Origin of the sequence: Dehalobacter sp. 12DCB1 (assembly GCF_004343605.1) — a bacterium.
In the GTDB taxonomy this organism is placed as follows: Bacteria; Bacillota; Desulfitobacteriia; order Desulfitobacteriales; family Syntrophobotulaceae; genus Dehalobacter.
Genome location: NZ_POSF01000013.1, coordinates 271,123 through 285,097 on the forward strand (window position 1 = coordinate 271,123; position 13,975 = coordinate 285,097).

Consider the following 13,975-nt stretch of genomic DNA (forward strand, 5'->3'; position numbering starts at 1 on the left):
TAGTGTAATTAATCTTAAAACAGCTCAATTTTTAAACAGAGGCTGTGATGACCCTCAGGGAAAACCAGCCTTGCACAGATCCACAAGCGGACGTCAGTGGCAGCAGCGTAAAGAAAACAGAAAACCGCAGCGTTAAAACATGCCAACGGTTAGCATGCAGAAAGCAGCGGGGCTTTGGCATGTTAGCGAGGATTTTTGTTTTTAGCTGCGAGAACGAGGGAGCGGTGAATCTGTGCAAGGCGGCATCACCTAAAAAAGGAAAGACAGTTCTGATTGACGTCTAAAGACAATCTCTCGGGGGTCAAAAGGCTTAACGATATAATTGTCAACTCGGAAGCCAAGTGCTTTATTGTACCTTAGTTTGCATGATAACAGTACAATTGTTTAATTATGATGAGATATTAAGAGCTTTAAAGTCTTTTGGGGATAAAGAACACAAGAATTGATAGGCGTGGTACAATATTCTGTTTACTCCCTAACATCCGCTTGTTTGTCGATTTCATCAAATCTATCATTGCAATAAGCGATTTGCTCCTGGATATACTGGCATACTTCGTGCTCTTCACCAAGCGTTTTGCAAAACAATTCCAGTGATTTATTCAAATAGTTTTCTGCATCTTGCAAAATCTCAGTGCCTATACTTTCTAAGCTCAGATACATTTCTCCCAGGTTCAAATATACGTCAGCCAAAATATCGCTGTAGGTATCCTGTCTTTCCAGGGTAGCCATAGCTTTGGTAAAAAAGAGGATAGCACTGGAGTATTTCTCCTGAACCCGGTAGATTCCTCCCAACTTACGGTAAGTAAGTGCCGCGAAGGCCGTTTCTGTGCCAACATGTTCTTCACAAATTCTTACTGCCTCCAGATAACTGGTAGCCGCACTTAGATATGTTCCTGCATTAACATATAGGTCACCCAGATTAGCGTTAGCCGATGCAGTATAGGGATGATTCTCCCCGAAAACTTTTTGGTTTAGTTCCAGGCAATTTTTCCAGTGTTTTTCCGTTCTTTCCCAGTCTTTTGCCGCTAGATAATGCCTCCCTAATTGGTAATTGAGATGTCCCTTTTCTTCGTCGCTAATTGTCTCGTCTGCAAGCATGACTTCTGCTTTGACGATGACAGTTTCAAAATCCATTTGCGTATCGTCATGTCTGGCCAATAATTCGATTATTTTTGCTGCCTGACCATCTTTCCAACCCATTGATATACCCCCTCTTGCTTAAATCACTGTTATTACAACTGTTATTATTACATCAAGGACCATTTTTCAAAAATTGATACTATCACCCCGAACATAATCAACGCATAGAAAAGTTTGAATAAACCTTCTGCCAATTTTCCCCTTTTGCTTTGTTTTGCCGTGCATTTACAGGCGCTGGGGTTAGAAAATGTAGTTGCAGCCACAGACGACTGGTTTTGGGGTAACTCCCGTTTCTTGCTCTTGATTTTCCGTCCCACGGCGCGCCTTGCCTCAGCTACCAAATCAATAAAGCCACCAATCGGACAAAAGCCGAAGCACCAGAAACGCCGGAAGAATAACGCTGCCGCCAGTACGGAAACCAGTAAGAGCATCTCAATCCTGGTGCCGTTCAGATCAAACAAAGGTGAAAAAGGCTCGTAACTGGATACCGAAGGATTCTGAAAAAGAAAGGCTACCATCAGAGATATGAAAAGCAGGAATTTACGGGTCTTGTGCATAAAAGGTATCTTTTTGCCTAAGGGCAGGCTGATTTTGAATTTATTGGCGACTAAATATAACCCTTCCTGAGCTGCGCAAAAAGGGCATAGATATACACAATAATAGTTCTTACCGAAGATCAGCGGCGGCAGCAAAGCAATCATAAGGATAAGATACCAGATCAAGTTGTTTTTGATAACCGGGAAATTGCCCATAAATATTGAGGCCGCATGGGCAATTGTTGCAGGACGGTTTAACCAGAAGCCCATACCGGCTACGCTGGCAATTAGCAATATCGGCCGTAGTTTTCGAAGTTTTGAAGACATACTGAGAATCAGACAACCAGCAATGAGCATAGCTATGGCTAATTCCGCCCAGCCTAATTGCCATAATCCGCCGTTGGAGCTAGACGGTAAACCTAAAGCGGCAGTACGTACGCTCTCGGAGACAGAGTCAACACACATAGTAATGGCCCTGGTGGAGAGGGTAGCTCCGGAAATGCCGTCAATGTCTTTGCCGAAGGTGGTGCCATCAGCAATGTTCCGGCCCACGAGCTGAAGGTAGAAGCCTGATTTTTCAATGTTTTTCAGATATTGCGGAGTTTCTTTATATTCAAGAATTTTTACCTTCTGAATAACACCATGGGTATCAATAATTGTGCCTACCAGCATCTTCCCACCAAAACCAGAATATTTATCCAGACCAGCATAGCCTGTAAGATTGCCACTGGCATCAAAGACTTTGACGCTGTTGGCAGTGAGGGTCTCGGTAGTGCTGTTGGTGGGGAGCAAAACACCATAATAGGAATGAAGTTGAAGATCATGCTGATGCTCTTGATAATAATTAAACATCAATGCTAAAAAAAGAACTGCAATGGCAGTGATGGTTAGAAATTTCTTTTTTTTCATAATATAACCTTCATCACGTAATTGATTTAATATTTAGGAGCCGCCCGCGACGGCTAAGTCACGGGCAGCTAAGTACAGTAGTCCGTATGGATAATTAGCTTTCGTATTTCCAGTTATACATCCTGTCTTTGGGATCATTCCACCAGGCATCAATATCGGCCTGAGTGTAATCCTTCATTTCCGCACCGAAGCCGAAGGCCTCATCCATCTTGAAAAAGATAGAATTGAAAGCCGTCGTCTTGGACGATATCGTCTTGACTACGCTGTGTATCCAGGAATCCGGTTTACTATACGGACAAACGGCAATGCAATGGGCGCAACATTCGGACTTCTTGATCCAGTACTGCAGGCAGGTCCAAGAGTTCGTAATCCAGCGCTTTGCTCCGGGATTATTACCAGGGCAAACAATATTATCATAGCTTGGTTCGTCGTCCATAGGAACGGATTTAGATGGGCAATAGATGGCACATTTCTTGCAAGTTTTGCAAAAATTTACGGCACCGAAGGAAATGGGCTTATCGATAGCCAGTGGCATATCGGTCACCACTTTTGCCAGACGCAACATACTGCCGTATTCCGGGTTGATCAGCAAGCCGTGACGGCCGATTTCTCCGAGGCCGGCAGCAGCAGCCATAGGCACGGAAAGTGCAATCTCGTTATTACAGGGGATAGCATTATACCCCATTTCCCGAATGAAAGTAGCAATTTTTCCAATGCTTTCGTTCATTTCGGAGTAACCAAGATATACTGCGCTTTGCGCAAAAGCTGTATTGGCATATTTTGCCAAGAAGGAACCGTCCATTGGATAAGCTATGACGATAACTCTGTTCATGGCCTTGGGAATATGCCATTCTTTCTCAAGTTTTTCAGGTTTGGTGTATTCATCAGAAATAATTAAATCTTGGTGGGTTTTGCTTCTTGAATACCACCAATTTTCTTTCATCTCTGTAATACCGACCGCACATGGATTACAGAAAGTGGCGAATTTTTTGATGGTCTTACTGTTATTCTCTGGGGTATCCTCCCATTTGCCAACTTTATTAGTGAGAAGAGGCTCATAATTGGTACCCCAGTCGAGATTCTGTGGGTTGTACATATCAAACATCGTGGCTTTTTCAAAAGCGTAGTCACGGACGCTGAAACCAGGTTTACCGCTTTTCCATACTTGAGGCTTTATAGTACCGTCCATATAAGTAATCCAGAACTGACCTTCGCAGTATTGTTTAGCAAAATCGACATTATTATAGGCATGCATTTCTTGATTAAAACGTGGCAATTTGCTGCCGTCAGCGTAAGGTGGCAAATCATATGGCGGCGCATTCAGGTATTTGATGGCTCCTTTTACACCTGCCTGGGCAGGAGCCATATAATCTGCCATTGCGACTCCGGGGGTAGTAAGATTGATTGCACCTGCAGCAGCACCAATTGCGGTGGTGACACCGGCAATTTTCAGAAAGTCTCTTCTGTTAAATTTTTTTGATTCTTCATTTTGAATATTATTCTCTTTTTCTTCCATTTTTTTATTTTCCTCCTTCCTTATTCTTAGGCCCCCTGGGTCGGCTGGATATCTTTCTTCTTACTCAGATCTTTACGTATGCCGAAGATATACACTATCACACCGAGGACAACGAAGATGCCACCAAAGAAAAGGATCCCCATCCATCCTGCACGAGTAGCTTCTTCAGAAAAGCAAGCTAAGCTGAAAGCCGCGGCAAATACGCCGATCAAATACCAAATCACAAGTGCTGCCCACCAATACCAAGTGAGTTTTTTTAGTACAGGCCAGAAATAAATGAACAATCCACCTGTTAAGAGTCCAATAAGCCAAATCAAAAATGTCATAAAAAAGTCCTCCCTTCTTTACTTTACTGTTGAAGCCCTGATAAGAATGAGCCACTAGTACCAGATTGAGAGTGTCTTTGACCCTTTTTAGAGATTGGATTATTTTAGATAAATCCTCCCTTCATTTTTGACTTTTTAACCTTTAGGATAGACTTAACATGCGTCTCTGGACCGGATGCTACAATGGGTCAAAGATTATGGCTCCTGTAGCATATTCCCAATTAAATATATAAGTAAATCGTCGAGAGGTGGTTTCTTATCTGTAAACAATTTGTAAACTTCATTTACAAACTGTAACATTTTCTCCTAATTCTATTCCTTCGTCTGCGACATCCTCCGTGTCTTCAAGTTGACTGGCCATATAATTTATAGAATCTAAGTTCATCGGTTGGATTTGCTTGTACCCTAACGAAAAGATCCCCCGCGGCAATCTGGCGCGTGGTTTTGTTCATATCCAGTAAGGGACTTACTATTTTTCTTTGATAAGACAATGTATAGGAGTGACAAAGCACCGCAAAATAAAAAGGCTGTGGCCCATATTAGTACAATAAATCATATTCGCTGCCGCCGCATGCTGATGCTTTTGATAATAATTACATTAATGCTAAAAAAGAATTGCGATGACAGTAATAGCTAGAGATTTCTTATTTTCATAATATAACCTTCATCACGTAATTGATTTAATATTTAGGAGCCGCCCGCGACGGCTAAGTCGCGGGCAGCCTTCTGAATAAGGTACAGTAGTTTGTGTAGATAATTAGCGTTTGCGTTTCCAATTAAACATTCTGTCATTGGGATCATTCCACCAGGCATCAATATCGGCCTGTGTGTAGTTTTTCATTTCCGTACCAAAGCCGAAAGCGTCGTCCATCTTGATGAAGATGGAATTAAAGGCTGAAGTCTTGGAAGATATCATCTTCACGGCGCTGTGTATCCAGGAATCCGGTTTACTATACGGACAGTCGGCGATGCAGACCACACATCCTTCGGTCTTTTTGAGCCAGTACTCCAGGCAGGTCCAAGTGTTGACAATCCAGCGTTTGGCACCGGGATTATTTCCAGTACAGGCTATAGTAGTTCCTGGTTCATCTTCCATTGAAATGGATTTGGATGGGCAATTTATAGCGCACTTTTTGCAAGTTTTGCAGAAATCTGCTACGCCGAATGAAATGGGTTTGTCAATAGCGAGCGGCATGTCGGTTACTACCTTTGCCAAACGTACCATACTGCCGTATTCAGGGTTGACGAGCATGCCGTGACGACCGACTTCTCCCAACCCGGCAGCGGCAGCCATGGGCACGGATAGCGCGGAATCGTTGCACATGGGGATGGCATTATAACCCAATTCCCGGATAAACGTAGCAATTTTACCAACGCCTTCAGTCATCTCGGAATAACCGAGATATATTGAGGAAAGCGCAAACGCTGTGTCGGCATATTTTGCTACGAAGGAGCCGTCCTCCGGATAAGCGATTACGATGACATATTTCATAGATTTAGGAACGCGCCATTCTCCCTTTAACTTTTCGGGTTTGGTATATTGATCGGAAATAATAATTTTATCTTTTGCGCGTGTTGTTGAATACCACCAATTTTCTTGCATCTCAGTGATGCCGACCGCACATGGATTACAGAAGTTGGCAAATTTTTTAATAGCCTTACTGTTATTTTCCGGGGTATCCTCCCATTTGCCGCAGGCGTTGGGAAGAGGAGCCACGTAATTGGTGCCCCAATCGGTAAGTAAAGCATTGTACATATCTTTCTTAGCACCAGTTTCAAAAGCGTAATCACGAAGGCTGTACCCAGGCGCACCGCTTTTGCATTTATCAATCTTCAAAATGGTATCCAAATATGTTCGCCAGTACATACCATTGCAAAATTGATTGGCAAAATTTGGATCCTCAAAGGCCGTCATTCCCTCATCGAACCGCTGCAATTTATTGCAATCAGCAAAAGGCGGTAAATCATAAGGCGGCACATCCAGATATTTGATAGCTCCTTTTACACCTGCCTGGGCAGGAGCCATATAGTCTGCCATTGCGACTCCGGGGGTAGTAAGATTAATTGCACCTGCAGCAGCACCAATTGCGGTGGTGACACCGGCTATTTTCAGAAAGTCTCTTCTGTTAAATTTTTTAGATTCTTTGTTTTGAATATTATTTTCTTTTTCTCCCATTTAATTTATTTTCCTCCTTTCTTATTCTTAGGCTCCAATGGTCGGCTGGATATCTTTCTTCTTGCCCAGATCTTTACGTATGCCGAAGATATACACTATCACACCGAGGACAACGAAGATACCACCAAAGAAAAGGATCCCCATCCATCCTGCACGAGTGGCTTCTTCAGAAAAGCAAGCTAAGCTGAAAGCCGCCACAAATACGCCAATCAAATACCAAATCGCAAGTGCTGCCCACCAATACCAAGTGAGTTTTTTTAGTACAGGCCAGAAATAAATGAACAATCCGCCTGTTAACAGTCCGATAAGCCAAATCAAAAATGTCATAAAAAAGTCCTCCCTTCTTTACTATTGAAGCCCTGATAAGAATGAGCCACTAGTACCGGATTGAGAGTGTCTTGACCAGAGATTTGATTATTTTAGATAAATCCTCCCTTCATTTCAAATTTTTTAGGTTAATGACTATGGTTCCTATGATGTAATCCGAATTTAGTATATAAGTAAATCTTCGAGAGGTGGTTTCTCAATTGTAAAAAATTCATAAACTGCCGTTTACAGATTATTACACTTTACCAAGTCTCGCCCCAGAATAAAAAAAATGACCTCCCACTAAAAGTAGGAGGAATGTAACAAAGGCTAATGTTATGTTGGAGTCTATTTAAATCTCAGCCGGGAAGGCAACCTTAAAACAACTTACTCCGTTTGTGCTTTCAACTTCGATCGTCCCACCGTGCAGAATTATCAACTGCTTGGTTATCGCTAGTCCAAGACCTACCCCTTCCGAATTACGGGCCTTGTTAGCCTTATAAAATCTTTCGAAAATATAAGGTAAATCCTCTGGACTAATTCCTTCACCGGAATTACTAATGGTAACACTCACCCATTTCCCGTCTTCACTACTCTCCACTAAAATATCACCGGTTTCCGGCGTATAGCTTGCCGCATTTTTAATAAGGTTATCAAAAATTTGAACCAGCCTTAGCTCATCTCCTCTGATATAAGCGGCAAAATATTCGTCGAAGGTAATACGCATTACGATTTTCTTTTCAGTGAATATCGATTCGAATTTTGCAATACTTCGCCGCAATAATTCAGCAATATCTACTCGTTCATACTCCAGTTTAAAGTCTGATGATTGAATATGCGTTAAATCCATAAGATCATTAATCAATTGGGACATCCTCAGTACTTCATTAAGGATCATTTCGGTATAATATACCTGCTTATCTGATGATACTTTTTTTTCTATTATAACCTGTAACATACTACGAATAACTGTAATCGGAGATCTAAGTTCATGGGAGACATTCTCTAAGAATCGTCTTCGAGCATCCTCTGTGTCTTCAAGTTGGCTGGCCATATAATTTATAGAATCAGACAGTTCTTTAAGTTCATCGGTTGAATTTGCCGGTACCCTAACGGAAAAATCCCCAGCGGCAATCTGGCGTGTGGTTTTGTTCATATCCAGTAAGGGATTTACTATTTTCTTTGATAAGACAATGTATAGGAGCGACAAAGCACCGCAAAATAAAAAGGCTGTTGCCCATATTAGTACAATAATCATATTCGCTGCGGGCGCATAACCCTGGTAAGTACCATGATAAACTATGGCTCCCTTAACCTGCCCCTGCCTAATAAATGGGACGGTATAGTAATAGTACTCTACTCTATTGGTATCGTTAATAAAAGTAGAACACGTTTGCTTGCTGTCATTAAAACACTTTTCTATATCCCTGGTTAAAATCATGTTGTTTTGGAGCGGGGCCTTCTGTTTGGTATCCAATATTATCTGTCTATATTCATTATAAATTAGGATCCTGGAATTTATTACGGCCAAATTATCTCGTTCAATGATATTCCTGGCAAATTCGTCACTGCTAATGTGTTGATCCAGCAAATTGAAGTATAATTGTCCGATTTCCCTGCTATCCTTCATAAGACGGTTGAATCTATTTTGTTGAATAAAGGAGTCAAGCGTAATGGAAAAAAGGAAATTAAGTATTATACAATAAATAATCAAGGACAATGCAAATGTCAAAATCAATTTGCGCCTCATTTAGCAACCTCAAGTTTATAACCTATCGTCCATACGGTTTTGATTTCTACTTTATCAACCCCTTTAAGCTTAGCCCTTAGCCTATTAATATGGACATCCACTGTTCTGGTTAAACATGAATTTTCAAAACCCCATATTTTTTCCATTAGTTCAATTCGGGTAAACACTTTGTTTATGTTGGTCGCCATTAGGTATAACATATCCATTTCCTTAGGAGAAAGTGATATATCTTTATCTCTAAAACGAATTAGATAATTGGCCGGATCTATTGTTAATTTCTCTATTTTTAGTGGAAGAAGTACCTTCTGCTCCTCCGGATTGATACGCCTTAACATTGCTTGAACCCTAAAGACAATCTCTCGGGGGTCAAAAGGCTTGACAATATATTCGTCAATTCCAAGTTGGAAGCCAAGTGCCTTATTATGAAAATCCCCACTAGCAGTCAGTAAGAAAATTGGGACTTTTGACTTATTGCGGATATACTTGCAAACCTCCCAGCCGTTCAGCTCAGGTATCATTATGTCCAAAATAATCAATGCATAGCTATCCTTGCCGAATTTCCTGATAGCCTCCTGCCCATTATAGCAACAAACCACCGAATAATCTTCTTTCTCCAGATAGAGCTTCAATACCTCACACACATTAATATCATCATCAACCAACAGAATGGCTTCACGTGTTTTCATATCCTGCTCAACTTCTCCTTTCCGAATTTCCGGTAAATTAGCCAGTAAACAGAAAAGTGAATTCATACTCTTAGTTACCTGTATAACAATCGTTCAACTACGCAATTCTCATGATATAGAAACTAGAAGCTGTTGTGGCCTACAAAACATAAAAACGAATTGGCGATGTACAATAAATATTTGCTATATCCTTTTGTCTCTAATCTTTAAATCTGTTCATGAACATCAATGTTTTGGAGGGAGACAAAGGGTTTTTCTAAAATTTGAAACTGGCCATCACCTTATTAAGCTCGTTAACGCTTTCTTGTGAAAGGTTTGCAAATTTAGATAGTTTATCTGATTTATTGAACATATTGACAGCCTTCTGAGCTATCACACCCGAACCTTCCGCCACCTCGTCATTTGCATTAGCTATACCTTCTATGGAGTTGACCATTTTTTGCACAGACACAGACAATCGCTGTGCCGTAGCCCCAAAATCTTTGACTATACTGCTAATCTGATTGCTATCCATGGTATATTGTTCACCGGTCTGAACGAAGGAATCATAGTCCTTAACGACTTTAGAATCAATGAACATTAGCAACTCTTCGGAATATTGCACAAGATTGTTTACCGATGCAATTACGTCTTTTGTAATTTTTTGTATTTCGGTTACAGCTTTGCTTGAGTCTTCCGCGAGTTTTCTAATCTCATCCGAGACAACAGCAAAACCCCTTCCTGCCTCACCAGCTCTCGCAGCTTCAATAGCTGCATTCAAAGCAAGCAGATTGGTCTGTTTGGTTATGGACAAAATAGAATTTGTGAGGAGATTGATTTCCTCAACAGTCTTTGATTTTTCAATAGCTTCCCTCAGCTTTTCATTCGTGTTTGAATAGATGTTATATGCTGAGTTCCTTGATTTATTTGAAACCTCTTTAAGTTCTTCTGCGCGCTTGGAAATTTCTTGTGTAGATTTCCTGCCTTGTTCTACCTTTTTCTCAATTGTTTCTATTGCAGATATGAACTCATCAGACATTTCTCTCATCAGAATCGTAGACGCCGCTGTCTCTTCCATGGAAGCGCTTAATTCTTCAGTTATTGCTGAAACCTCTTCGATTTGGGAATTCAGTTCGACGGTGTCATTACTGACATTGGCAACAGTACCGGAAACACCGCTTATAGCCTGTGAAACACCTAATATTAGCGTTCGCAGATTGTTTGTCATAGTGTTTATCGAACTCGCAAGAATTCCGAATTCATCCATTTTTTTCACCTTGATCTGTTCGACGTTTATCTCCCCGTTGCTGATTCTTTTTGCAATGTTGTTAATATTGTCAAGTATCTTTAATGTAGATTTTGACAGAAAAGAAAATAGTATCAGGGAAATAAGACTAAAAAGCAGTATCCCGATAATCGTATATAATTTTAAATATGGGAGTGAACCGTAAAACTCTTCAGTAAAAACGCCTATCCCAAATGTCCAGCCCCAAGGCTCAAAATATCCGACTAAACCTACTTGATCTCTTGCCACCTTGTCATTAGGATTTTTCCAGGGATAAACAAGAACCTTCTGATTAATATCGTCGCCGACACTTGGTTTTTTTGCAAGATTTATAAGCTTTTCAATATAGTACATTTGGGCAGCGGGGACCACATCTTTAAGGTTTTTATCCTCATATCCGTAAACATGCATAACAACACTGTAGTCGTCGAGACAAGCCCACAAATGGCCGTCTTGTTTATATGTAAAGGGTGTTTTTTTAAAATCCCGAGTATTTTTCTGGGTATCCAGAGGGCCGTCAATAAATGTCTTTGCTTGTTCCTGCGCTTCTGCCAAAGACAGCTTTCCCTGCTTAACCTGCTCGTCAAGTACTTTACATAACTGAACCGCAGTATCAACCGTATTCTGTAGATCTCTGACTCCAGCAGTATAAAGCTCACTTTTGGCGGTTTGATAAATTAAAATTCCCACCATCGATGATGCCAGTATCATAAATACGAGAACGATTAGATTGAGCTTCCATCTAATGCTAATTGATTTTTTTACTTGCATATTTGACCTCCATCCATAATAAAGAATTACTACCACATTAGTTACCCAAATAGTCTGCTAACGGTCAAGTCACATAGTGGATGCCTGTACCGCATAGAACATTATTTTTTGCCGTCTATCTTCATTACGGACAACGTCCATGTAAATATAATTTTGCAGCTTTTTAATAGGATAAAATTTATTTTGTAAGATTCTATAAATATACCCTATCAATAAATATTAAGCCTATAAACTGCTTTACAATTGGAAGAAAATCTTAAAAAACAGATATTAACGACATGGTGCGGCGCTAAGTGAAGCTCTGATGCGGAACGTCGCTGTTGTACATGAATGGCATAACAGTCGAAAAGCGAATGGCACCATGTCTTCAAACTCAGCTTAGCCAAAAAAATGCTGATAACAGTCTAAAAAACTATTATCAGCGTCATATTTGTTAGTGTTATTCTGTACATTCATGGCGGCCTCAGCCTCTTTATATACTTGAGAAAATCACTTACAATTGGGGCTTACTTTCAAGAGATTTCTACATAAGCAGAATATCTACTTACATAGGGTTTTCCATAATCACTAAGCAATTGTAGAAAAGGATACTTTTGTCTTTATATGATTAGGTCTCTAAAAACAATTTAACATACTCGTCATTTATTAATCGATTAGAAACAAAAAGCTTTTGCTGGGAAGATCTAATTTTCCCTTCAGATCTATACTGATTGAAGATATTGCACACTGTAACCCTGGATAAGCCAATGAGTTGCGCGATTTGGGTATGTGACAGGTTAATCGGCAACTCATACCAATCCCTTGCTTCCCTATATTCCATGTATTGAAGCAAAGTAATAAAGAAATATACTAGCTTTTTCTCCGAAGGAAAATACGTAGATAAATTAATCATTTGATAAGCACTTTTACATCTGGTGAATATACTATCAATCATCTCAAGATTTAAATCGATATCCTCTCTCATCCCCTGAATCAGAATGTCCCGGGAAACCAAGTAAAACTCACAGTCTCGGATAGCTTTGAAAGATAAGGGAATCGGCACCTGGTCTAAAGCCGCTGCTAAGCCAAAAGGCCTTTTTGGCCCAAGTATAGAAGCAATCCTAGAATCCCCGGCAGGATTATTGAAACAAAGAGCAACCCAACCTTCGACAATGTAGTACCCATGTTGCACAATTTCTCCTTCATGCAAGATGGTGGTTCCTTTTTCAAAGCTCTTTTTAAAGCCCTTTTCCTTCACATAATTAAAGAACCTGTCACTGGCTGGCGGATTCGCCCACTGTAAATACATAGAAGAATGCAACACATCCATATTCATTCCTCCTGAAAGCAATTGATGATCTTTTAATTTGCCCTATTAATATTTAGCAAAAAGTCCATCGCTTTTCTCCGTAAATACTGTGTCTCCACAAAATGGATGTCAGTAAACATTTCAGACAATTGCCCACTTTCCTGGTCTTTTCTCAGACGACCTCCGAGATATCCGCGCTCTTCTGCTGTAAGTCCAATTTCTTCCGCCTCAATCACTGCATCTAAAATCCGATCCCTGATCATTCTCTTAGCTGCTTCTTCCTTACATTCCTCCAATAATTCGTCAGCTGTTATCTTTCTACCCATCAAATAATTGATGAGTTCGATCCCGTCGACATTCTTGATTTCCTTGGCAAATTTATTGTACAAATCTTCCGCTGCTTGATTAAGATTTTCTTCTCCAAATTCATATTTACTCTGCGCGATGATGGCCTGAAACACAATATTAAGATTGCCTTCCCATTCTTTGGACTTTTTTTCCTCAAAGATTTTCTCAGTCAGTTTCTGCTTTAAGTCCTGAAGCGTTTTCAGACTTGGATCAATTTCCTGAATAATGTCTTCCGTCAGTTCCGGCTTTTCAATTCGAAATACACGTGTGATTTTAATGTTAAATATAAGTTCACGTCCCAATAAATGTTGAGATTGAAGAATATCCGATTGTATCGTCTTTTTGAAGATTACTAGGTCTCCCGTCTTCTTCCCAAGTAGGTTTGAGGTCAATTTCGGTATCAGCGCATCGTCGCCTACTCTGAACTGGTAATCGTATTCTCGTACTACCGGAACAGATGTATTTTCCTCCACCCCTTCCATATTTATTATAACATAATCTCCTATTTCAATACTTTCATTTTTTTCTATTTCAATTTTTTCCAAAGAATTTATTAAATGGTTCATTGCCTCGTCTATTTCATGCTCTTTAACAGATGTATCAAAAAACTTGAGGTTTAATCCTTTATATTGTCCCAACTCGAAATGCTTCATTTCTACATTCCTCCGTCATTATTCTCTGCTTGTTATTAACTGCCCTAATCTAAAGAATTCACATTGGTCGTAAGATCACTGGGTAAAAAATGATTTATATTTGTTTGAGTTATATCATTGTGATTCGCCCCGAGTATTCCTACCGATTGAAGCATCACAAAAATATGGGCTGAAGCAAGAAAAAGAATCAAAATTGTAAAGAGCAGGTCTTTTACCCTTCCTCTTTTTTGTTCTTCCATCGGTTCCATATTTGTTTCCATGTTCTTACCCCCTTATTTCGCCAGCGATTAATGAGATTATATATAA

General features: G+C 40.2%; 12 protein-coding genes. All 12 read right to left on the reverse strand.

Translation table 11 applies throughout. The features are described 5' to 3' along the window. Positions 1 to 468: 468 nt before the first annotated feature. Positions 469 to 1,200, reverse strand: a complete 732-nt coding sequence (locus tag C1I38_RS06650) for a tetratricopeptide repeat protein (protein ID WP_119774643.1) — start codon at positions 1,198 to 1,200, stop codon at positions 469 to 471. Between the two features lie 47 nt (positions 1,201 to 1,247). Continuing rightward, complete coding sequence (locus tag C1I38_RS06655) at positions 1,248 to 2,585, reverse strand: 4Fe-4S binding protein (protein ID WP_119774642.1); 1,338 nt, start codon at positions 2,583 to 2,585, stop codon at positions 1,248 to 1,250. Positions 2,586 to 2,679: 94 nt separating this feature from the next. Then, entirely contained in the window at positions 2,680 to 4,101 is a 1,422-nt protein-coding gene (locus C1I38_RS06660) for a reductive dehalogenase (RefSeq protein ID WP_119774641.1), read from the reverse strand. 26 nt (positions 4,102 to 4,127) lie between these two features. Continuing rightward, on the reverse strand, positions 4,128 to 4,427 hold the full coding sequence (locus tag C1I38_RS06665; RefSeq protein ID WP_119774640.1) for a hypothetical protein: 300 nt from the start codon (positions 4,425 to 4,427) through the stop codon (positions 4,128 to 4,130). A gap of 757 nt (positions 4,428 to 5,184) precedes the next feature. After that, positions 5,185 to 6,603 carry a reductive dehalogenase gene (locus C1I38_RS06670; RefSeq protein ID WP_119774639.1) on the reverse strand — a complete coding sequence of 473 codons (1,419 nt, stop codon included), beginning with the start codon at positions 6,601 to 6,603 and terminating at the stop codon, positions 5,185 to 5,187. 27 nt (positions 6,604 to 6,630) lie between these two features. Beyond that, positions 6,631 to 6,930 carry a hypothetical protein gene (locus C1I38_RS06675; protein WP_119774638.1) on the reverse strand — a complete coding sequence of 100 codons (300 nt, stop codon included), beginning with the start codon at positions 6,928 to 6,930 and terminating at the stop codon, positions 6,631 to 6,633. A 331-nt stretch (positions 6,931 to 7,261) separates the two neighbouring features. Continuing rightward, positions 7,262 to 8,659 carry a HAMP domain-containing sensor histidine kinase gene (locus tag C1I38_RS06680; RefSeq protein ID WP_119774637.1) on the reverse strand — a complete coding sequence of 466 codons (1,398 nt, stop codon included), beginning with the start codon at positions 8,657 to 8,659 and terminating at the stop codon, positions 7,262 to 7,264. Continuing rightward, positions 8,656 to 9,345 (reverse strand): response regulator transcription factor, encoded by a 690-nt coding sequence (locus C1I38_RS06685; RefSeq protein ID WP_158582032.1) that lies wholly within the window; start codon positions 9,343 to 9,345, stop codon positions 8,656 to 8,658. Before C1I38_RS06685 ends, C1I38_RS06680 begins: the two co-directional genes overlap by 4 nt. Before the next feature lie 256 nt (positions 9,346 to 9,601). Further along, positions 9,602 to 11,380, reverse strand: coding sequence for a methyl-accepting chemotaxis protein (locus C1I38_RS06690; protein ID WP_119774635.1), 1,779 nt, complete (start codon positions 11,378 to 11,380; stop codon positions 9,602 to 9,604). Positions 11,381 to 11,987: 607 nt separating this feature from the next. Further along, positions 11,988 to 12,689 carry a Crp/Fnr family transcriptional regulator gene (locus C1I38_RS06695; RefSeq protein ID WP_119774634.1) on the reverse strand — a complete coding sequence of 234 codons (702 nt, stop codon included), beginning with the start codon at positions 12,687 to 12,689 and terminating at the stop codon, positions 11,988 to 11,990. Between the two features lie 32 nt (positions 12,690 to 12,721). Beyond that, positions 12,722 to 13,669, reverse strand: a complete 948-nt coding sequence (locus C1I38_RS06700; RefSeq protein WP_119774633.1) for a trigger factor — start codon at positions 13,667 to 13,669, stop codon at positions 12,722 to 12,724. A gap of 44 nt (positions 13,670 to 13,713) precedes the next feature. Next, the gene (locus C1I38_RS06705) at positions 13,714 to 13,929 is read right to left on the reverse strand and encodes a hypothetical protein (protein ID WP_119774632.1); all 216 of its coding nucleotides are present in this window, start codon (positions 13,927 to 13,929) and stop codon (positions 13,714 to 13,716) included. Positions 13,930 to 13,975 lie beyond the last annotated feature (46 nt).

Bases quoted from the DNA above. Each gene is read 5' to 3' on its own strand.
- C1I38_RS06675 (WP_119774638.1), bottom strand. From the start codon at position 6,930: ATGACATTTTTGATTTGGCTTATCGGACTGTTAACAGGCGGATTGTTC.
- C1I38_RS06700 (WP_119774633.1), bottom strand. From the start codon at position 13,669: ATGAAGCATTTCGAGTTGGGACAATATAAAGGATTAAACCTCAAGTTT.
- C1I38_RS06665 (WP_119774640.1), bottom strand. From the start codon at position 4,427: ATGACATTTTTGATTTGGCTTATTGGACTCTTAACAGGTGGATTGTTC.
- C1I38_RS06695 (WP_119774634.1), bottom strand. From the start codon at position 12,689: ATGGATGTGTTGCATTCTTCTATGTATTTACAGTGGGCGAATCCGCCA.
- C1I38_RS06655 (WP_119774642.1), bottom strand. From the start codon at position 2,585: ATGAAAAAAAAGAAATTTCTAACCATCACTGCCATTGCAGTTCTTTTT.
- C1I38_RS06690 (WP_119774635.1), bottom strand. From the start codon at position 11,380: ATGCAAGTAAAAAAATCAATTAGCATTAGATGGAAGCTCAATCTAATC.
- C1I38_RS06650 (WP_119774643.1), bottom strand. From the start codon at position 1,200: ATGGGTTGGAAAGATGGTCAGGCAGCAAAAATAATCGAATTATTGGCC.
- C1I38_RS06680 (WP_119774637.1), bottom strand. From the start codon at position 8,659: ATGAGGCGCAAATTGATTTTGACATTTGCATTGTCCTTGATTATTTAT.
- C1I38_RS06705 (WP_119774632.1), bottom strand. From the start codon at position 13,929: ATGGAAACAAATATGGAACCGATGGAAGAACAAAAAAGAGGAAGGGTA.
- C1I38_RS06685 (WP_158582032.1), bottom strand. From the start codon at position 9,345: ATGAAAACACGTGAAGCCATTCTGTTGGTTGATGATGATATTAATGTG.
- C1I38_RS06660 (WP_119774641.1), bottom strand. From the start codon at position 4,101: ATGGAAGAAAAAGAGAATAATATTCAAAATGAAGAATCAAAAAAATTT.
- C1I38_RS06670 (WP_119774639.1), bottom strand. From the start codon at position 6,603: ATGGGAGAAAAAGAAAATAATATTCAAAACAAAGAATCTAAAAAATTT.